At 60.7% G+C, this 20,235-nt stretch carries 17 protein-coding genes; 3 read left to right on the top strand and 14 right to left on the bottom strand.

The window, feature by feature from the left end; all coding sequences use genetic code 11:
* Positions 1-239 precede the first annotated feature (239 nt).
* Entirely contained in the window at positions 240-2,285 is a 2,046-nt protein-coding gene (locus EFD55_RS02015) for an SPFH domain-containing protein (protein WP_125842468.1), read from the top strand.
* Positions 2,286-2,333: 48 nt separating this feature from the next.
* On the opposite strand, the gene EFD55_RS02010 is transcribed toward EFD55_RS02015, so the two are convergent.
* The 6 genes from EFD55_RS02010 to EFD55_RS01985 all read right to left on the bottom strand — a co-directional run bounded on the left by EFD55_RS02010 (position 2,334) and on the right by EFD55_RS01985 (position 8,556).
* On the bottom strand, positions 2,334-3,266 hold the full coding sequence (locus EFD55_RS02010) for a ribokinase (protein WP_125842466.1): 933 nt from the start codon (positions 3,264-3,266) through the stop codon (positions 2,334-2,336).
* A complete protein-coding gene (locus EFD55_RS02005) occupies positions 3,263-3,724 on the bottom strand; it encodes an RbsD/FucU family protein (protein ID WP_125842464.1) in 462 nt (153 codons plus the stop codon). Before EFD55_RS02005 ends, EFD55_RS02010 begins: the two co-directional genes overlap by 4 nt.
* Positions 3,725-3,779: 55 nt before the next feature.
* Positions 3,780-4,796, bottom strand: coding sequence for a LacI family DNA-binding transcriptional regulator (locus EFD55_RS02000; RefSeq protein ID WP_125842462.1), 1,017 nt, complete (start codon positions 4,794-4,796; stop codon positions 3,780-3,782).
* Positions 4,797-4,813: 17 nt separating this feature from the next.
* The gene (locus EFD55_RS01995; protein ID WP_125842460.1) at positions 4,814-5,725 is read right to left on the bottom strand and encodes a carbohydrate ABC transporter permease; all 912 of its coding nucleotides are present in this window, start codon (positions 5,723-5,725) and stop codon (positions 4,814-4,816) included.
* Positions 5,725-6,843 carry a carbohydrate ABC transporter permease gene (locus EFD55_RS01990; protein ID WP_125842458.1) on the bottom strand — a complete coding sequence of 373 codons (1,119 nt, stop codon included), beginning with the start codon at positions 6,841-6,843 and terminating at the stop codon, positions 5,725-5,727. Before EFD55_RS01990 ends, EFD55_RS01995 begins: the two co-directional genes overlap by 1 nt.
* Positions 6,844-6,915: 72 nt before the next feature.
* Positions 6,916-8,556: an extracellular solute-binding protein gene (locus tag EFD55_RS01985; RefSeq protein ID WP_125842456.1), complete on the bottom strand. Its 1,641-nt coding sequence runs from the start codon at positions 8,554-8,556 to the stop codon at positions 6,916-6,918.
* A 335-nt stretch (positions 8,557-8,891) separates the two neighbouring features.
* Here EFD55_RS01985 and EFD55_RS01980 point away from each other — a divergent pair, with 335 nt between their 5' ends.
* Positions 8,892-9,959 carry an ABC transporter ATP-binding protein gene (locus EFD55_RS01980; protein ID WP_125842454.1) on the top strand — a complete coding sequence of 356 codons (1,068 nt, stop codon included), beginning with the start codon at positions 8,892-8,894 and terminating at the stop codon, positions 9,957-9,959.
* Between the two features lie 193 nt (positions 9,960-10,152).
* Here the strand turns inward: EFD55_RS01980 and EFD55_RS01975 are convergent, their stop codons facing one another.
* The 8 genes from EFD55_RS01975 to msuE form a co-directional block, all read right to left on the bottom strand.
* The gene (locus EFD55_RS01975) at positions 10,153-11,391 is read right to left on the bottom strand and encodes an SfnB family sulfur acquisition oxidoreductase (RefSeq protein WP_125842451.1); all 1,239 of its coding nucleotides are present in this window, start codon (positions 11,389-11,391) and stop codon (positions 10,153-10,155) included.
* Between the two features lie 36 nt (positions 11,392-11,427).
* A complete protein-coding gene (locus tag EFD55_RS01970) occupies positions 11,428-12,207 on the bottom strand; it encodes an ABC transporter ATP-binding protein (protein WP_125842449.1) in 780 nt (259 codons plus the stop codon).
* A gap of 108 nt (positions 12,208-12,315) precedes the next feature.
* Positions 12,316-13,659 (bottom strand): ABC transporter substrate-binding protein, encoded by a 1,344-nt coding sequence (locus EFD55_RS01965; RefSeq protein ID WP_125842447.1) that lies wholly within the window; start codon positions 13,657-13,659, stop codon positions 12,316-12,318.
* 70 nt (positions 13,660-13,729) lie between these two features.
* Entirely contained in the window at positions 13,730-14,776 is a 1,047-nt protein-coding gene (locus EFD55_RS01960; RefSeq protein WP_125842445.1) for a branched-chain amino acid ABC transporter permease, read from the bottom strand.
* Between the two features lie 3 nt (positions 14,777-14,779).
* Complete coding sequence (locus tag EFD55_RS01955) at positions 14,780-15,676, bottom strand: branched-chain amino acid ABC transporter permease (protein WP_125842443.1); 897 nt, start codon at positions 15,674-15,676, stop codon at positions 14,780-14,782.
* Positions 15,676-16,587 carry an ABC transporter ATP-binding protein gene (locus tag EFD55_RS01950; protein ID WP_125842440.1) on the bottom strand — a complete coding sequence of 304 codons (912 nt, stop codon included), beginning with the start codon at positions 16,585-16,587 and terminating at the stop codon, positions 15,676-15,678. Before EFD55_RS01950 ends, EFD55_RS01955 begins: the two co-directional genes overlap by 1 nt.
* Before the next feature lie 110 nt (positions 16,588-16,697).
* Entirely contained in the window at positions 16,698-17,807 is a 1,110-nt protein-coding gene (gene sfnG / locus EFD55_RS01945) for a dimethylsulfone monooxygenase SfnG (RefSeq protein WP_125842438.1), read from the bottom strand.
* 27 nt (positions 17,808-17,834) lie between these two features.
* The gene (msuE, locus tag EFD55_RS01940) at positions 17,835-18,419 is read right to left on the bottom strand and encodes an FMN reductase (RefSeq protein WP_125842436.1); all 585 of its coding nucleotides are present in this window, start codon (positions 18,417-18,419) and stop codon (positions 17,835-17,837) included.
* A gap of 463 nt (positions 18,420-18,882) precedes the next feature.
* Between msuE and EFD55_RS01935 the strand changes: the two genes are divergently transcribed.
* Complete coding sequence (locus EFD55_RS01935; protein WP_245438371.1) at positions 18,883-20,157, top strand: epoxide hydrolase family protein; 1,275 nt, start codon at positions 18,883-18,885, stop codon at positions 20,155-20,157.
* Positions 20,158-20,235 lie beyond the last annotated feature (78 nt).

Genomic DNA, 20,235 nt, shown 5'->3' with positions numbered 1-20,235 from the left:
TTACGTCGTTCGTCGTCATGTCTATCAAGGCAACTCCGATGTGAGACACACACGACCACGCCGTCCCTCGGTGGGGACCAGGGACGCGCGGTCATTTTCCCAGACAATGAGCAGCCCAGGCGTTCGCGACCGACTTCGTGCGTCGTACGCATAGGCGCGCAATCTCCCCGTCTTATCAACCAGCAACCGACCGGGCGGCCGTCGGGTGGACGAACCCATGCGCCCATAGGAGAGAAAATATGGATACCGTACAATATCTGAGTCCGATGGAATGGCGGGCGATCGAATTCGCCGCCTTCATCATCGTATTGGCAATTCTGTTCTGGTGGAGCGGCGTCATCCGCTACATCCCGAACGACAGGCTCGGCATCCTCGAGAAGCTATGGAGCTTCCGTGGCTCCGTCGACAATGGCTTCATCGCGCTGAACGGCGAAGCAGGTTTCCAGCCGGAAGTCGTGCGCGGCGGCCTGCATTTCTTCATGCCGTTCCAATATTCGATGCATCGCGCCAACTTGGTGACCATTCCGCAGGGCCAGATCGGCTATGTCTTCGCCCGCGATGGCAACCCGCTGCCGCCCACCCAGACCTTAGCCTCAAATACCGAGGCTGGCGATTTCCAGGACGTGCGCGCCTTTTTGGAAAAGGGCGGCCAAAAGGGTCCGCAGCGCAAGATCCTGCGCGAAGGCACTTATGCCATCAATCTCGCGCAATTCATCGTGCTCACTGCGCAGTCGACCTATGCCGTGGCGCTCGGCGCCTCCGAACAGAAACTGTTTTCGGAAATGTCGCAGATGATCGCGGAGCGGGATGGTTTCGAGCCGGTCGTCATTCGTGACGCCGATGACATGATCGGCATCGTCACCGTCCATGATGGCCCGGCCCTGCCGGACGGCGAGATCATTGCGCCGACGGTCGCCAATGATCCCAGGGACCCGAACTTTCACAACAATTTCCAGGACCCCGAGAAATTCCTCAATGCCGGCGGCTATCGGGGCCGGCAGCTGCAGGTTCTCGCCGACGGCAGCTACTTCCTCAATCGCATTTTCGCGACCATCGAACTCGTGGAAAAGACGATCATCGACGTCGGCACCGTGGGTGTGGTCGTCTCCTATACCGGCCGCCGCAGCGCTGACATATCCGGCCAGTCCTACAGGCACGGCGAACTGGTCGAACGGGGTTCGCGCGGCGTCTGGTCGACACCGCTTCTGCCAGGCAAATACGCCTTCAACACCTATGCAGGCGGCATCGTTATCGTGCCGACGACCAACTTCGTGCTCAAGTGGACCAAGGAACAGTTCGGTGAACATCGCCTTGATGAGAACCTTTCGGAAGTGTCGTTGATCACCAGGGACGCATTCGAACCGGTTCTGCCGCTCTCGGTCGTCGTGCATATCGACTATATGAAGGCGCCGCTGGTGGTGCAGCGCTTCGGCGATATCAAGCGGCTCGTCGAGCAGACACTCGATCCGATGGTCTCGGCCTATTTCAAGAATATCGCCCAGACCAAGACCCTGATCGAACTGCTGCAGGAGCGCAGCGAAATCCAGCGCAAATCCGGCGACGAAATGCGCGAGAAGTTCGCCTCCTACAGTCTCGAACTGCAGGAGGTGCTGATCGGCACGCCGCGCGCCGCCAATGGCCAGAACAGCATCGAGCAGATCCTGATCCAGTTGCGCGAACGCCAGATCGCGGTCGAAAAGGTTGAGACCTACAAGCTGCAGGAAGCCGCGGCGGTCCAGGAGCGGACACTGCGCGAGAAGGAAGCGCTGGCCGAGCAACAGGCCAAGATCACAACGTCGGCGCTCGCCATCGAGATCAGCGAGAACGATGGTAAGGCACAGCTCGCCCGCACCCGCCAGCAGGCCGAGACCATTCAGGTCACCGCCAAGGCCGAAGCGGAAAAGGTCCGGCTCGCCGGCCTTGGCGAGGCCGACCGGATCAAGGCGATCGCACTTGCCGATGCAGAGCGTATCAAGGCGACCGGTCTTGCCGATGCCCAGAAGGTGCGCGCCATCGGTCTGGCGGAAGCCGAAGCCACCGAGAAGAAGGTGGCTGCCTTCGGCGGTCCGGACTACCAGCTCAATTCGCAGGTGCTGATGCGCTTTGCCGAAGCGATCGAGAACGGCAGGCTGCCGCTCGTGCCGCAGATCCAGGTCGGCGGTGGCGGCGGCGAGAAGGGCGGTGCAAACGGTCTGGTGGAAATGATGCTGTCGATGCTGGTCGCCGACCGGCTGGGACGGCAGGGTTCGCCGGCTGCGATACCGGCGCCGGTCGAGCAGAATTGATTGAGGATGGGCCGGCTCTGCCGGCCCATTTTGCATCTTGCCTATGCGCTACCGAGAGGAGCGCAGCAAGGCGGCAATCTCGGCGCGCGACGGCATGGCCGGGGCCGTACCCGGGCGTGTCACGGCGATTGCAGCGGTCGCGCAACCGAAACCGATGGCCTCGATCGGCGGCTGTCCTTCAGAAATCGCCGTCGCGAAACCGCCGAGGAAGGCGTCGCCGGCCCCGGTTGTGTCGACGACGCTACCCGCCGAAAACGCGGGTACGAATTCGCTCTGCCCGGCAGTGTGATAAAATGCGCCGCGTGCGCCGAGCGTGATGATCGCCGCTCGCGCTCCTCGATCCAGCAGCGTGCGGCCCGCCGCGCGGACCTGCTCATCGGTTTCGATCGCATGGCCCACCAATTCGGCCGCTTCCACCTCATTGGGTACGATGAAATCGCACAAGCCGTAGATGCTGTCCGGAATGGCGCGGGCAGGCGCAGGGTTGAAGATCGTCGTGGCCCCTGCCCTTTTCGCCATCGAAAGGCCGTGCATGGCCGCCTCGAGCGGTTGCTCGAGCTGGGTCATGAAAATGGCGGCGCTTTCGATCTCCGCCCGGTTCGCATCGACATCTTCGATGCCGATAAGGCCTGCAGCGCCGGGCGCGACGATGATGGCATTGTCGCCGCTCACTTCGTCGACGAAGATGAAGGCGGCGCCGGTGGAAACGCCCTCCATCGTCATCACATTGGCTTTGACGCCTGCCGCCGCATAGGCCGCAAGGGCCATCTCGCCGAACGGGTCATTGCCGACCCGAGAGATAAAGGTCACCTTGCCGCCGGCCTTGGCCGCGGCAATTGCCTGGTTGGAGCCCTTGCCTCCCGGCCCAAGCGTGAAGCCCGACCCCATCAGCGTCTCGGCAATATGGGGCAGGCGCTTTGCCTTGTAGGCGGTGTCGGCGGCAAAAATGCCCAGAATGACGATCCCGCTCCTCGCGCTCATCTCACAGCGTCCTCCGCCGGAATGACACCCTTGGTCAGAAGGAAGCATCCGTAGAACCGCAGCTCTCCCGTTGCGATGACGCAATAGGCCTTCTTGGCAATGTCATAAAACGCCATGCGTTCGACGGAATACATGGGCGATGGCTTGCCTTCGGCGCGGTCGACAATGGCCTGGACTTCTTGTTGGATCGGCGGAATTTCATCCGGCTTGCCAATCACTTCCATGCGACCCGCCGAAGGCTGGATTGGTGTATCCAGTGGGAAGACGGAAAGGATCGCATCGATCGCCTGCGGCGCGGAAATGTTTTCCATGGTCAGCAGCCTACCCAGGCGGGTCTGACGGGCTATCGAATCCGACGGAAAATTCGTGTCGGAAATGACGAGATAGTCACCGTGCCCCATGTTGCAAAGGGCTTGAAGAATGTCGCCGTTGAGTTCGGCTCTAATCCCCTTGAGCATTGATCTTCCATCCTTTTCTCGTGGCCGGAGCACCGGCCGTGCTTCAATTATTATATCAGGCGCGATCCGCCTTGGGTTGCGGACACGGGCCGCTGGAACCGCGCACGATCAGCGACCCATCAACCATTTCGTCTCCCGTGCCCGGTGGTTCACTGAGGAGAAGGGCGACCGCGCGCCGTGCCAGCATGTCGGCCGGCTGGCGTATGGTCGTCAGCCGCGGCACGACGAGATTGGCGAGCGAAATGTCATCGAAACCTGTGACCGACAGCTTTCGCGGCACGTCGATCTTGAGGTCGCGGGCAGCGCGCAGCGCGCCGATCGCCTGCTGGTCACTGGCTGCCGCAATGGCCGTAGGCCGGTCCTGTGGCGGGCGTGAAAGCAGCTCGCGGGCAATTCGTTCACCAGACTCGTAGTCGAACCTGCCATAGGCAATTTCCAGTTCAACCGGTTCGCCGGTCTCGGCGAACCGGTCGATGCGGCTGACGAAACCTTCCTTGCGCATGCGCCCCGCCTCGGTGTCGGGCGGTCCTGCGATATAGGCGATGCGGCGGTGCCCGAGCGCATGGAGATGATCGGCAATCAGCGCGGCCGCCTGCGCATGGTTGGTCGACACCAGCGGAAAGGTGCCAAAGCGCCGGTCCAGCGAGATGATCGGGACCGCCGCCTCCAGATGGAGGCCCGAACCGTCGCTTGAAGCCACCACGATGATGCCGCGCACCGACCGGTCGAGAAAGGCTGAAACGTGGCTCTGCTCCGCCGCCCGATCATCATGCGAACTTGCCAGCATCAGGCTATGCCCGCATTCGAGCGCGGCGTGCTCGACGCTTGCCGCAAGCTGCGCGAAGAATGGATTGGTAATGTCGGGAACGACGAGGCCGATGACATCGGTTCTGCTGGTGCGCAGCGCTCTCGCGGTCACATTGGGCCGGTAACCGAGCGCCGATATGGCATCGTTGACCTTTTCACGCAGCGCGGTCTTGACCGCGGCTTCACCCGACAGCACCCGCGAAACGGTGCCCACAGAGACGCCCGCATATTGGGCGACATCCTTGACTGTAGGCATCTTTGACATTTTTTGATATCCCGCAGCTACTTCACCGCGCCTGCGGTCATTCCGGCGATGATGTGTTTTTCCAGTACGACGCCGACGACAACAAGCGGAAGGATACCGGCGGTGGAAAGGGCAGCCATCGACCACCAATTGATGCCCTGGCTGCCTGTCTGGCTGGCAATCATCACCGGCAGCGTGTTGGTGTTGGTGGAGGTCAGCAGTGCCGCGAAGAAATATTCGTTCCAGCACAGGATCAGCGCCAGGAGGAACGCGGCAACCATGCCCGGCAGAACGAGCGGCACGATGATGCGGGCAAACGCGCCCCAGATCGACAGACCGTCGACGAGCGCAGCCTCCTCGAGCTCTACCGGTATGGTGGCGAACTGGTCGCGCATGATCCAGACGACAATCGGCAGGACCATCAGCGTATAGACCGCGATCATCCCCACATAAGTGTCCAGCAGCGCCAGCTCCTTGTAGAGAACCAAGAACGGCAGGGCGAGGACGACGGGCGGCATAATGAGCTGCGACAGGAAGAAAAAGGAAATGTCGGCGTTCCGCATATGGCCGAACTTATAGGAAAAGCGGCTGAGGCCATAGGCCGCGAGCGATCCGAGTAGGACCGCAAGGGCGGATGCCGTGACGGAAATGATGACGCTGTTCCAGAGCCTGCGCATGAACTCGTCACGCACCGTCGATATCTGAGAAATCGTATCCGGAGAGAGCCCCAGCGAACGCCATCCGAGCCAGTTGGGCGCAAAGTTGAACCAGGGGACCAGGTTGCCGCGCATGACATCCGCGGCGGTTTTGAACGAGGTCGAAACCGTCCAGAACAGCGGGAAGATGCAGACGAATGCCCAGATGACGAGCAGGCTGTAGACGGCGAAGCGCATGGCCCACCAGCGAATGCGCTGGCCGCGCGCGTATTTATCGAAATCGATCCGAACCATCAGAGCCTTCCTGTCATCCGCTTCACGATACGGTCGGAAATCTTCATCAGCACCGTCATACCAAGGACGATGATGACCAGATAGACAAGCGCGAGCAGGGTCCCATATCCGACATTCGAACGGTCGCGGTATTCGCGATAAATGAAACTAGTGACGGAATCGGTTGCCCCGCCGGGGCCGCCCGATGTCACCGTGATGATGATGTCGGCAAGCTTGAGCTTGAAGATGATGCGGATCATCACCGCCGTTACCGACACCGGTAGCATGAGCGGGAAGATCACCTGCCAAAAGCGTTGCCACTTGGTGGCGCCGTCGACTTCGGCCGCCTCCAGCACCTCCTTGGACAAGGCCTGCAATCCGGCAAGCAGCATGATCATCATGAAGGGAATGAAGGTCCAGGCATCCATGATCATGATCGAGAGCCGCGCCGTCAGCGGATCGCCGAAGAAGGAGGGATTTTCCCAGCCGAGCCAGCGGGCGAAGCGGGCGACCGGGCCGAAACGGGTCTCCATCATCGACTTGCCGACCATCCAGCTCACCGCCACCGGCGACAGCATCAAGGGCACCAGGAAGGTGACGCGCCAGAACTTGCGGGCAAGGATTTCCTGATTGAGCAGCAAGGCCAGACCGAAGGCGATCGCATATTCGACCACGATCGCCAGGCAATACAGGATCATATTGAGCAGGGCGTTGGCATAGAACGGGTCCGCGATCATCCGGCGAACATTGTCGAGGCCGTTGAACCGCCGTCCGGTCGAGGAGGCGAGGTTCCAATCGGAAAAGCCGATCCAGAGCGCGAAGAGCAGCGGAAATACCACCATCGACACGACGAAAAGCGCAGCCGGCAGAACAAAAAGCGCCTTCTTGCCCGTCTCGCCATAAATGACGACGCGGGTGACGCAAAGAACTACGGCCCAGAGAAAATAGGCATAAAGAACCGGACGCCAGTTCGCGAAGCCCCAATCGATCCAGGCCAGTTCATGGGCGCCCTGCAATCCAAACGATGTTATGAACCATATGGCGCTCAACCACAGAGCTAAGCGGCCCCAAAAACGACGGCTCGCGGAAATGGAGCCGGCTTCGACGGTGTGGAGCAGGTCGCCTTCGACTGTCGACATGATATTCCTCGCCCGGACAGAATGGACGCTGGCGGAATCGCTTCCGACCCGCCAGCGCGTTTAATCAAGTGATCAGAGCCCGAGGCTCGCCCGATAGAGTTTCAGCTGGCTATCGCGGCCAATCTGGTCGGTGATCTTTTCCCAGGCGGCCGCAATTGCATCTGCGGTTTCCTGTGCCGATTTGTACTGTCCGGCAAAACCCTTCGCCAGCTCATCCTCCGCAACGGAATAATATTGGAAGATACCGGGTATGCGCGGTTCGATGGCAGCGTTCGGATGGTTGTAGCTGTCGGCGTTCGAACCGAGATAGTCCTCGATATAGGCGCGGTCGTAACCTGCCTTTTCCCATTCGTCGTAGTTGAAGTTGGACTGGCGGTAGGGCTGGAAGCCGGAGGGATAGGCCGACGTCCAAAGAGACAGATCCTTGCCGCCGAGATGGGCGGCAGCAGACCAGGCCGCCTTGCGCTTCTTCTCGTCGCCGGAGACCTGCTTGGTGACATAGATGCCCCAGCCGAGATAGGCCATGTTGGGGGCTTCGTTATACTTGTCTTCCCATTGACCGGTCTTGCGGTTGTAGACGCGATTGGAACCGCGGTTGATGCCGAAGCCGACCACATCGCCCACGACCGAGGTATCAGAGGTGCGCGCGCTGGAGCCGACATCGCCCCACCACATCAGCATTGCACCGGTGCCCGCCAGGAATTGGGAAAAGGCCGTGGTGCCAGGGTCGGCATTGATCTGGTCGGCCGGATAGGCCTTGGCTGCGATCAGATCCAGGACGTCCTGGATCGCCTGGACCCAGGCGGGGTTGTTGACCAGCGGCTTCATGTTGTCAGGATCGAACAGCCAGGCCGGATCACCGGGATATTTGGCATAGGCCGTCGCGCGGTTTTCGATGAAATAGAAACCGAACCCGCCCCAGCCCTTGAGCGGGTCGAGATAGCCGTAGGCCGGCTGGCCGGTCAGCGGATCGGTCTTGCCGATCAAGGCCTTGGAAGCTTCGTTGACTTCCTGCCAGGTCTTCGGCGGCTCGGCCATGCCGCTGATCGAACCTGCGCCGAAGTAATCCTTGCGATAGGCGAAGGTGTGGCAGTCGCCATCGATTGTCACGCGATAGGTCTTGCCGCCCCAGGTGCCGACCGGCGGCTTCAGGTAGCTCACCAGATCGTCGGCCTCGATCTGCTTTGCCACCCAATCAGGCATCTCGTCCAGCAGTCCGCGCCCGGCGGTGTCGCCTTCGAAAGGAGCGCCCATTTCCAGGATGTCGAAATCAACCGTGCCGGTCGCGATCGACTGCTGAAGGCGGGCATTGTAGTCGGCCTGGGCAAGGTCGATCCAGTTGATCTTGGCGCCCGTATAGGCTTCCCACGGCTTCAGGAAACCGCGGAACAGGAAGTTATGCAGATTCTGGTTGTTGAGCCCCATGAAGGTCAGCTCGACACCAGCCAATTCGCCCTGCTTGACATTGGCCTTGGTCGGACCGAGGCAGAGCTCGCCCACCTTCTGCCAGTCTGCGTCCGTGGGCGAGCCCTTCCCTACCCCGGGAATTTTCAGGATCTGGGCGCGCAGATCATCGGCGGCAAATGCCATGCCGGGAATTCCGCCCATTGCGCCGGACAGGCCGAGCAGAGCCGCAGCGCTCGCCGTTCCGCGCAAGACATCACGGCGGCTTGCCTGACGGCGCATCAGTGCATCGTATATTTCGACTTTCATGGATTCCTCCTCCACGTTTGTTGCGCTGTGCCCAACCGGTCCTGCCGGGCTTACTCCAGTCCGATTTTAAAACTGGCCTGGTGCAAAACTATCTGGTAAACACGGAAATGAAACGTTTCATATCCTGCTTGAAACCGCTCCTCCCGGTCTCGTTTTCGAACATCAGGCGGCCAGCGGAAAAAGTCAACAAGAAATGAAACGTTTCATGGAGGAGGTTTGCCGGGTGCTTTCGAGCAGGCGCAAAGGGCGGTTTGCCCGACCGTAGGCTCGAAAATAGACGGCAAGACATGATGACCCCGAGACGGCTCGGGCGCTTTAAAGCAAGTGGGAGGCACATGGCTGAAGTCAATATTTCAGAGGCACGGAAGGCCTATGGCACCTTAAGTGTCCTGCATGGCGTAGATATCGAAATTCGCGATGGCGAGTTTGTGGTGCTTGTTGGGCCGTCCGGTTGCGGCAAGTCGACCCTCTTGCGCATGGTCGCGGGGCTCGAAAGCATCACGGGCGGCACCATTTCGATCGGCGGAAAGGTCGTTAACAATCTGCCGCCGAAGGACCGCGACATCGCGATGGTCTTCCAGAGCTATGCGCTCTATCCGCACAAGACCGTCGCCGAAAACATGGTCTTTGCACTGCGCCTCCAGAAGCAGCCGGCCGACGTCATCAAACAGCGCCTGCAGGCGGCGGCCGAGACACTCGACCTCGTGCCCTATCTGGACCGCTATCCGCGCCAGCTATCCGGTGGTCAGCGCCAGCGCGTCGCGATGGGTCGAGCCATCGTCAGATCGCCGCAAGTGTTCCTGTTCGACGAACCCCTGTCAAACCTCGATGCCAAGCTCCGCGTGCAGATGCGCAAGGAGATCAAGGAGCTGCACCAGCGGCTGAGGACCACGACTATCTATGTCACCCACGACCAGGTCGAAGCCATGACCATGGCTGACAAGATCGTGGTGATGCAGGGCGGCAAGACCGAACAAGTTGGCACGCCTCTGGAACTCTACGACCGCCCTAGCAACACGTTCGTGGCAACGTTCATCGGTTCGCCGTCGATGAATTTGCTGAAAGGCCGCTACAAGGCCGAAGGCGCGATCTTCGTCACGGAGACCGGCGACGAGATTGCGCTCGGTTTCACGCCAGAGGTCTCGGACGGGCAGCCCGTGCTCCTGGGCGTTCGGCCTGAACACCTGTCTCTCGCCGAAAGCGGGCTCAAGGCGACTGTCAACGTCACCGAACCCACCGGCCATGAGACGATGGTGTTCCTGCGCTACGGGCCTGGCGAGCTTGTCGCGGTGTTTTCCGAACGGCACGATTTTGAGCCGGGACAGGTCGTGACGATCGCCGCTCGGCCGGGGAAGCTTCATCTTTTTGATGCGGTATCGGGCAAGACCTTGCGACCGGATTAAGCCCTGCCTCTCGCCGATTGAAAGGTTTTGCGCCCAAAGCTTCGGCGGGCTTTCGACGGCGTTAAGCTCGACGACATCGGAAACATAGAACTCCGTTTCCGATCTCGGCATCGAGAACACCGAAATAGCAGGCAGTGGCGATCTCTCTCGCCACTCCTGTATCCCGGTTTCGGCGCCGAACGGCGGCCCCGCTTTAGCTCCAGGCGTGCAGCGGCGGCTTCTCTCCATTGAGGAAGTATTTGCCGAGGATCGAGTATTTCCACCGCACCGGATCGTGCAGCGTATGCGTCCGGGCATTGCGCCAATGTCGGTCGAGATTGTGCTCGGCAAGCGTCGAGCGCGTGCCCGCCAGTTCGAACAGCTTGTTGGTCGCCTCGATAGCGATCTCGGTCGAGAGGATCTTGGCCTCGGCGGTGAACACCTGGGCTTCCGCCACGGTGTCGGCATTGGGACTGGCAACCGCCCGGTCGATCGCATGTCCGGCTTTGTCGAGCAGTGCCTGCGCCGCGTGCAGGCGAAGCTGGAGGGCGCCGACCGCCTGGATCGTGTAAGGATCATCCCAGGCGTGGTCGAGACCACTGTCCACCCAGGCGCGGGACTTGGTCCGGACGAAGTCGATCGTCTCCTTGATCGCTGCCGATGCAATGCCGGTATCGACGGCAACCTGGATGATCTGGAAGATGGCGCCGTCCGCCGTCGGCTTGTCGTAGCCCTTGTATCCTGGCACCAGCCAGGCCTTTTCGACTTTGACGTTGTCGAGGATGACAGTGCCCGAGAGCGTGGTTCGCTGGCCGAAGCTCGACCAGTCGTCGATGACGGTCAAGCCCGGCGCATCGCGATCGGCGATCGCGTACCAGGCGCGGCCCTCGTCATCGAGCGCCACGATCGGTACCTTATGGGCAAGCAAGGCGCCGGACGAATAAAATTTCCGACCGGTCACCACGACGTGGTCGCCACGGTCGACAAACCTGGTTTCAAAATCGACCGCGCGTTTGGAACCGAATTCCGAAAAAGCATTGCCGAAGCGGGTGCCCTTGAGGATTTCGCCAAACAACAGTTCCTGTTGCGCTTTGTCTGAAACCGTACGGATTGCCGCTACGACGCCGAGATGATTCTGCGAGATCTGTCCGATCGACGAATCCGCCTCGGAGATGATCTCGACCACCTTTGCAAGCGTGACGTAGGAGACCTCCGGTCCGCCGAATGCCTTGGGCACATTGATCGACCAGAGCCCGCTCTGCGAGAAGGCATCCAGCTCTTCCGCCGGCCAGATCCGCTCGCGATCACGATCCGCGGAACCTTTGACGAACTCCGCGGCGAGCCGGTGGGCGACAGCGATCGCTTCTGCGTCGTCCTTGATGATGTGCGCAGGCTTTTCCGGCCGCTTGACGCCGGGTACGGCAACCCTGTCTGTTTTGGCAATGACGTTCATTCTGGTCTCCCTTCTGGGTGATGGATGTGAGTGGGATCAGGCCGCCGGCCTGTCATGGGCGAAGGCCGCGCCTTCGCCGAGATAAAAAGCCTTGATGTCGTCACGGCTGCGCAATTCGGCGGCGGAACCCGACAGCACGGCGAGGCCGTTTTCGATGACGGTGGCGTGGTCGGCGTATTGAAGCGCCACCGTCGAATTCTGTTCGGCAACCAGGATGGAAAGCCCGTCCTCGCGGTTCAGCGCCTTGAGCGAGTGAAAGATATCCTTGATCACGAGGGGTGCCAGACCCATAGAGGGCTCGTCGAGAACAAGCAGCCGTGGCCGCGACATCAGCGCGCGGCCGATCGCCGTCATCTGCTGCTCGCCGCCCGAAGTCAGCCCTGACGCCGTACGACGCTTCTCCTTGAGTCTGGGGAAAATGACATAGATCCGCTCGAGGTCGGCAGCGATCTCGCGCCTGGATGACGAACGCCCGAGGCCGCCGGAGACGAGATTTTCCTCGACCGACAGGCTCTTGAAGCAGTGCCGCCCTTCGAGCACCTGAACCAGGCCTGATCGAACCAGATTGGCAGGCTTCTCGCTCAGCACATCGCGGCCTTCGAAACGGATCGTGCCCGACGTCACCTGGCCTCGTTCGGCAGGCAGCAGGTTCGAGATGGCCTTCAGGGCCGTCGTCTTGCCCGCACCATTCGACCCGAGAAGGGCGAGGATTTCTCCGCGCCGCAACTGAAAGCTCACGCCATTCAGGGCCTTGATGGTCTTGCTGTAGACGGCATGCACGGACTTGATATCGAGAAGGATCGTTTCGTCGGACATGTCACTCGTTCCAAAATCAATCAGCAAGAGAGGCGCGGCGCAGGCAACCGGATCTGCCGCACCGGGTTATGGGATGAGGGATGGCGGCTTGCGCCATCCCTCAACTCGTCAGTTCGTGGTCGCAATGCCTTCAGCATCGGCCGCCGTGCGCAGCTTGATGCCCTTTTCCTTGGCGTAGGCTTCCGAGGATTTTTCGATGATCGGGCGCAGCAGCTTCCAGTCCGGCGCGATCCAGTCGGAGACGACGTTCCACTTCTTGCCGTCCCATTGCTGGAAGGTCACGTAACCATCGCCTTCGTGGTTGTCCCACGTGACGTTGATGGAGTGGAACAGGTCCTTGGCGCCGAGGGCTGCGACCTTGGCCTCGTCGAGCTTCAGGTGCTCGAAGCCCCAGCGCACTTCGTCGCCGGTTAGCGTACGCTTACCGAACTTTTCCTGTGCGGTGCGGATCGCCTCGACATTCAGGATGCCATTGACGATGCCGAGGTTGTGGTAGACCGAGCCGATGCGCTTCTTGTCTTCCAGATTGCCCTTGCCGTGATCGTAGAGTGTCTTCACAACTTCCTGCAGGACAGGATACTGCTCGCCCGAAGCCTGGGTGGTAATCGCGGTATAGCCGATCGCCGCCTCGCCTGCGGGGATGACGTCCTCTTCCGAATTCGACCAGACATTGCCGACGATCTTGGAGGCGGGGAAGCCGACTTTGGCCGCCGTCTTCAGCGCCACCGGGTTCATCACGCCCCAGCCGCGCAGAACGACATAATCCGGCTTGGCGCGGCGGATCGTCAGCCACTGCGACTGCTGCTCGTTGCCGGGATGGGGGACTTCGATCTGCTGAACGGTGAAGCCATACTTCTCGGCCAGCAATTCATAGATCGGAATGGTCTCCTTGCCATAAGGCGAACCGTGATAGAGGACGACGATCTTCTTGCCCTTGAGCTTGTCGAGGCCACCTTCCTTAGAGGCAAGGTAGTTCACGATGCCCGAGGTTTCCGAATAGGGGTTGAGTAGCAGCGGGAAGACATAGGGGAAGACGCGCCCGTCGGTGGAGTCGGTGCGGCCATGGTTCACCGTGATCAGTGGCACCTTGTCGCCGGTGATGCGGTCGATCATGGCGTAGGCGATGCCGACTGAAAGCGGATTCCACGCCGCCGCATTTGGATGGCTCTTCTGGCGCTCGTAGCATTCGACGCCGCGCTCGACCTCATACTGGGTTTCGCATTCGTCCCAGGTGAGCTTGACGCCGTTCACGCCGCCGTCGCGAGTGTTAATCAGGTTCAGGTAGTCGATGAAACCACCGAAAAAACCGGTGCCGCCAGCGGCATAAGGTCCGACGCGATAGCTCTGCAGCGGGAAATATTGCTCATCGGCATGGGCAGGCATCAAGCCGGCTCCACCGATGATGGCAAGCGCTGCGACCGCCGCCTTGAATGTGGTTTTCAGACTTTTCATTGGACAAACTCCCTCTGTTGACCGGCTCTGCCGGCGTCCCAATGCATTTTGAAGATGATGATGTGGCTGCTCAGCCGACGGGTTCGGGGATGCTGCGCCTGAACCGTCTGGTCAGCCGCCTTCCGAGCGCCGCGAGCCCATCGGGTTCGAGGATCAGGAAGGCGATGATGAGTGCGCCGATGACGATGCGCTGGCTCATGTCGAGCACGCCGGAATCGAACAGATCGCCCAGGAGGAACGATCCGACCCGCGACAGCACAACCGGAAAGACCACCATCAGCGCCGCGCCCAGGAAGGCGCCGCGGATCGTCGCCAGCCCGCCGATGATGACGATGAACAGGATCTGGAACGACCGGTCGAGATTGAAGCCGGCCGGCTCCACCGTGCGCAGGTAGGCAAAGGCCCAGAGCGCACCGGCGACCCCGATGATGAAGGACGAGAGCGCGAAGGCGAGCAGCTTGGTGCGCAGCACCGGCACCCCGATGATCCGGGCCGCCGTCTCATTGTCGCGAATGGCGATGAAATTGCGGCCGGTCTGCGAGGACGCGACGCGCCAGGCAAAGAGGGTGAGCGCGGTGACGATGATCAGCGAGAAATAGTAGCGCCCAATCGAACTGTCGAAATCGATGCCGGCGATGGTGAGCTTCGGCGCGTCGATCACGCCGGACGGGTTGTCGTTGGAGAACCAGCCGAACTTCGTCAGTGCCCATTGCACGAAGAACTGTGCTGCAAGCGTGGAAACCGCGAGATAGAAGCCGCGCAGGCGCAGGCTTGGCAGGCCGAAGACGATGCCGACCGCAGCCGCGATACCGCCGGCGAGCGCGATGGAGACGAGAAGTGGCAGACCTTCGAGACGCAGATTGAAATTGAAGGCGGCGAAGGCGCCGACCGCCATGAAGGCAGCACTGCCGAGCGATACCTGCCCGGCATAGCCGGTGAGCAGGTTGAGGCCGACGCCGGCCAGCGACAATGCCAGGAACGGCAGCAGCAGCGCTTCGTTCAGATAGCTCGAGCCGATTAAGGGCACAATGGCGAAGGCGATGATGAGGATGGCAAGCGGCGCGATCCAGGCTGGGAGGCTTGCCGAAGCAACGGGTTGGGTGGTGATGGCAGCCATGGCTCAGACCCTTTCCACTAGCTTCCGGCCGAACAGGCCGGAGGGGCGGATGAGCAGGAAGACCAGCGCAATCGTATAGGCGAACCAGCCCTCGATGCCGCCGCCGAAATATTCGCCGATATAGACTTCGGCGAGCTTTTCCGAGGCGCCGATCAGCAGGCCGCCGATGATGGCGCCGGCGATCGAATCGAAACCGCCGAGCACGAGCACCGGCAAGGCCTTCAGGACCACCAACGAGAGCGAGAACTGCACGCCGCTGCGCGCACCCCAGAGAAGGCCTGCGACCAGTGCGACGAGCCCCGAGGTTGCCCAAACCGTGGCCCAGATGCGCGGCAGGCGAAGCCCGACGGCGAGTGCCGCGAACTGGTCGTCCGCCACGGCGCGGAAGGTCAGGCCGACCCGGGTGTAACGAAAGAAGAGCGTCAGCCCGATGACCATGAGCGCTGCGACCGCCGAAGCGAAGAGATCGAACTGCGAGATGAAGACACCATAAAATTCGAAGGGCACGTCCTCGATGCCGAGTTCCAGGGCATGGACCTGCGTGCCCCAGAGAAGCTGGGCAGCTCCCTCGATGACGTAGGAAAGCCCGAGCGTCGCCATGAACAGCGTGATCGGCGGTTTGTTGACGAGCGGCCGGAGCACTGCGCGTTCGATACCGATGCCCAGCAGAACCATGATAGCGAAGGTGAGCACAAGCGCGAGATAGAAAGGCACTCCGCGCTCGACCAGCGAAACGAATGTGAGAGCAGCAAACAGGAGCAATGCGCCTTGCGCAAAATTCAAGACACCCGAGGTCTTGTAGATCAGCACGAAACCGATCGCGACGAGCGAATACATGACGCCGGACAGCAATCCGCCAGTCAGCACCTCGAAGAAGAAGAGGTAGTCGAAGCTTTCCATCAGACGTCCGCCTCTTCCTGGTCCTCGCGGGCAACGCCAAGATAGGCATCGATGACGGCCTGGTCGGCGCGCACTTCGGCCGGCGTGCCGTCGGCGATCTTGCGGCCGTAGTCGAGCACGGCGATCCGGTCGGAAAGTCCCATGACCACGCCGATATCGTGTTCGATCAGGATGATCGTCGTGCCGTAACCCTCCCGTGCAGCGCGGACGAAGCCTGCCATTTCCTGCTTTTCGGTGGCGGTCATGCCGGCCATCGGTTCGTCGAGCAGCAGGATCTGCGGATCGGGTACTAGCGCCCGGGCAAGTTCGACGCGCTTCTGCAGGCCATAGGGCAGCGAGCCGGCAAGCCGGTCATGGACATGGCCGAGATGCAGGAAGTCGATGACCTGCCGCGCCCGTTCACGCGCCTCGCGCTCCTCACGGCGGGCGCGGGGCGAACCGAACACCTGGCCGATGAAAGTCGAGCGGCGCTGGAATGTCAGGCCGGTCATGACGTTTTCAAGAACCGTCAGTCCCTTGAACAGGGCAAGGTTCTGGAAGGTGCGGGCGATGCCCAGCCGCGCGGCTTTCTGCGCCGGCACCTGCGCATAGGTCTTGCCATTGAGGCTGACATGGCCGGCATCCGGCCGGTATTGCCCTGAAATCACGTTGATCAGAGAGCTTTTGCCGGCGCCGTTCGGGCCGATGATCGCGCGGATCTCGCCTGGCTGGACCGCAAGATCGACATTGGCAATCGCCGTGACGCCGCCGAAGGAGAGCGTGATGCCCGAGAGCGCCAATATCGGCGGATGGCTCAGCGCATTGCTGTCGACATCCGCCGCCCGACGGCTCGATGGACCGGACACCGGCAGCGGGGAATATTCCCTCACCGTAGAGGTCTCATCGAGTGCCGTGTAATGCGCATTCACCATTGTCTGCTCCGTTGTGCGCGGGGACCGCAGGCCTTGCCTGAAGACACACGCCACCATCCGGCTCCCCTAGAATGGGGAGCCGTTCGCTTTTCAGTTTGGGAAGGAAGCCGTTACTCGGCGGCTTCCAGCCGCTGGTCTTCGATCGCTTCGAGTTCACGGACGATCGGCAGGACGTGCTTGCCGAAATATTCCACCTCTTCCTGGAAATGCAGGAAGCCGAGCAGAATGAGGTCCGCGCCCGCCCGTTTGTGACCGATGATGCGTTCGGCCACCTGTTCCGGCGTGCCGATCAGGTTTGAACGGAAACCGTCATTGTATTGCACCAGATCCTGGAAGGTGGATTTCGCCCAGTTGCCTTCGCGCTCCGGCGAGGAATTCCCGGCATTCTGAACCTCGTGGTGGAAACCCTTGACCGCCTCGGGGATGGCCTTGTCGAGGATCTCCTGGAGGACCTCCTGCGCTTCCTTCTCCGAAGAGCGGACGATGCCGAAGGCATTCATGCCGATCTTCGTGCGCCAGGTCTTGCCGAAAGCCTTTTCCTTGGTGCGGATGTCATCGACCTGGGCCTTCAGACCTTCCGGCGTGTTGCCATTGGTGAAGTACCAATCGGACACGCGGGCCGCCATGTCACGAGCCGCGCGCGAGGAACCGCCCTGGAACACCTGTGGAATGCCGCCGATCGGCTTCGGCTTCATCGAATAATCCGTGAAGCGATAGAAATCGCCGCGCAGGTTATAGACGTCTTCCGTCCAGATGCCGCGGATCGCACGGATGAACTCCTCGGAGCGGCGATAGCGTTCGTCATGGTCGAGCCAAGGCTCGCCAATGGCGGCTAACTCGCCGCGGAACCAGCCGGAGACGATGTTGACGTCGACACGGCCGTTGGTGAGGTGGCTGATGGTGGCGATCTGCTTGGCAAGCAGCGCCGGGTTCCACGGCCCGGGCAGGACGGCGGCAATGACACGGAGCTTCTCAGTGGCCGCAAGAAGGGCGTGGGAAAAGGAGACCGACTCGTGCTGGTTGTCGGCGCCATATCCGGCCGTGAAGCGAATCTGGCTCAAGGCAAACTCAAATCCCGACCGTTCAGCGATCTGGGCGAGCTTGCGATTGTAGTCGATGCCCCAATCGGTACGTTGCTCAACCGAGCTGATGACCAGACCGCCCGATACGTTCGGCACCCAGTAGGCAAACTTCAAAGGTTCTTTCTTCGATTGTGACATCGGTCTCTCCATGCTTATTCGTGTTTGTCAGGCGATCAGCCGCGATTGTTCTTCGGCACGGGCCAAGGCGAGTGCCCTGGCGTGCGGAACGATCAGTTCCAGTTCGCGCACGGCTGCCCTGATCCGTTTCTGGATGTCCGGACTTGCAACGGCGTATGAGTCGAACTCGCTTTCGAGCGCATAGACCGACGTCGGCAGCGGCAGCGCCTTGAAGAAGCTGAACAGCGGACGGAGCTGATGGTCGATCATCAAACCGTGCAATGGCGTTCCGCCCGTTGCGGCGAGAATCACGGGTTTGCCGATTAGTGACTCGTAGTGAACCAGGTCGAACAGGTGCTTGAGTGCTCCGCTATACGAAGCGCGATAAACCGGGGAACCGACGACCAGGACATCCGCGCTCTCTACCGAGCGCACGATCTCCGCGCCTTCCTCATCCAGCTGGTCGGCCCGCAAGGCTCGAAAGAGCGCCGGTGCAGATACAGCCAAATCGATGTGCCGCCCGGGCAAGCCAAGCTCGGACTCGATACGGCGAAGGACGGACGCGACCAGCGCCGATGTTCGGGACGGAGCCTTCACGTTTCCAGATATTCCAATGACACGCAGTTCCTGCATGGGCTCCTCCAATTTATATAAACCCTATAAATTAAGTAGATTACATGCAATGAGCGCGCCGTCCGATTTGACCCATGAATGGAACATCAAATTCCAAAGAACACCCATTTTAGAAAATATTTTCATCCGCCCGAACAGATGCTGCTCAGGTCATCGCCGAAAGCTTGCGCGCCACAGATCGCGCTACCTCGACGCCCCAATCCGGCTCCACAGGCGCAATCGCCAAATCGATCGCCGCACTGGCGGACGCTCCACCGTGCGCCCGCTGGAGTCAATGACCGGCAAAGCGAGCCTGCTAATACCCTCCTACGTTTTGATACACTTCCGGCAATTCTCCAAACATCTCAGATACATCGCCGCCATAACCTCCTTTGCGCAAACAGAGCGTAAGCAAAGGAGAGTACCTATGACTGAGACCGCAAAGGCTTCCCCGCAGAAATACGGCCGCTTCATCGCCGTGACGATGGTCGCCATTACCCTCGCTCCCGGCGGATATGTCGTTCAGGCAAACGCCGCCGACGTCGTTTCGGCCCCATCGTTGAATACGACCGATCGCGACGAGAGCATCCGCCCGTTCCAGGTTCACGTGCCACAATCTCAGCTAGACGATCTGCGCAGGCGCATTGCGGAGACGCGCTGGCCCGATAAGGAAACCGTTGGCGATTCATCCCAGGGCATTCAACTGGCGCAAGTCCAGGAGTTGGTGCGCTATTGGGGAACCGATTACGATTGGCGAAAGGCCGAGACGCAACTCAATGCGCTGCCGGAATTCATCACGACGATCGACGGCGTCGATATCCAGTTCATCCACGTTCGCTCTCGCCACCCCGATGCTCTCCCCATCATCCTGACACACGGCTGGCCCGGCTCGACATTCGAGTTCCTCAAGACGATCGGGCCTCTTACCGACCCCACGGCTTACGGCGGGCGGGCTCAGGATGCATTCGATGTCGTCGTCCCTTCCATCCCCGGCTACGGCTTTTCGGGGAAGCCCACGGATCTCGGCTGGGGGCCTGAGCGCACGGCGCGGGCGTGGGACACCCTGATGAAACGCCTTGGATATCAGCACTATGTTTCACAGGGCGGGGATCACGGCTCAGTCATCTCCGATGCGCTTGCTCGCCAGGCACCAAAGGGGCTTCTGGCAATACATCTCAATATGCCAGCGACAATCCCCGGCGACTTGACCAAGGCCATCAACAGCGGCGACCCCGCGCCGTCAAACCTGACGCCTCCCGAGCGGCAAGCCTTCCAGTCGCTCAGCACGTTTTTCGGACGAAATGCCGCCTACGGCGCCCTGATGGTGACGCGACCGCAGACGATCGGTTATTCGCTATCTGATTCGCCGGCCGGTCTTGCGGCATGGATGTATGAAAAGTTCGCGCAGTGGAGCGACAGCGATGGCGTCCCCGAGCGCGTTCTCTCCAGAGACGAAATGCTCAACGACATCACACTCTACTGGCTGACGAACACGGGAGCATCGTCCTCGCGTTTCTATTGGGAAAACAACAACAACAATTTCAGTGCCGAGACGCAGCACACCAAAGACATCAAGGTCCCCGTCGCCATCTCCGTATTCCCAAAGGAGATTTATCAAGCGCCCGAAAGCTGGAGCAAGCAGGCCTATCCGAGCCTGTTCTACTATAATCAAGTCGCGAGAGGCGGCCACTTTGCGGCATGGGAACAGCCTCAGCTTTTCACCGAAGAGCTTCGTGCGGCTTTCAAATCTGTCCGCTGATGAAAACGAATGCATGAATCGGCGGGGCGGCGCGGTGAACGCCGGCCCGCCATTGAGAACGCCTCGAAAGGATTCGAA

It is taken from the genome of Rhizobium pisi (assembly GCF_003938655.1).
In the GTDB taxonomy this organism is placed as follows: Bacteria; Pseudomonadota; Alphaproteobacteria; order Rhizobiales; family Rhizobiaceae; genus Rhizobium; species Rhizobium pisi.
Note: the sequence above shows the minus strand (reverse complement) of the source record. Positions and strands in the feature narration are given on the sequence as shown.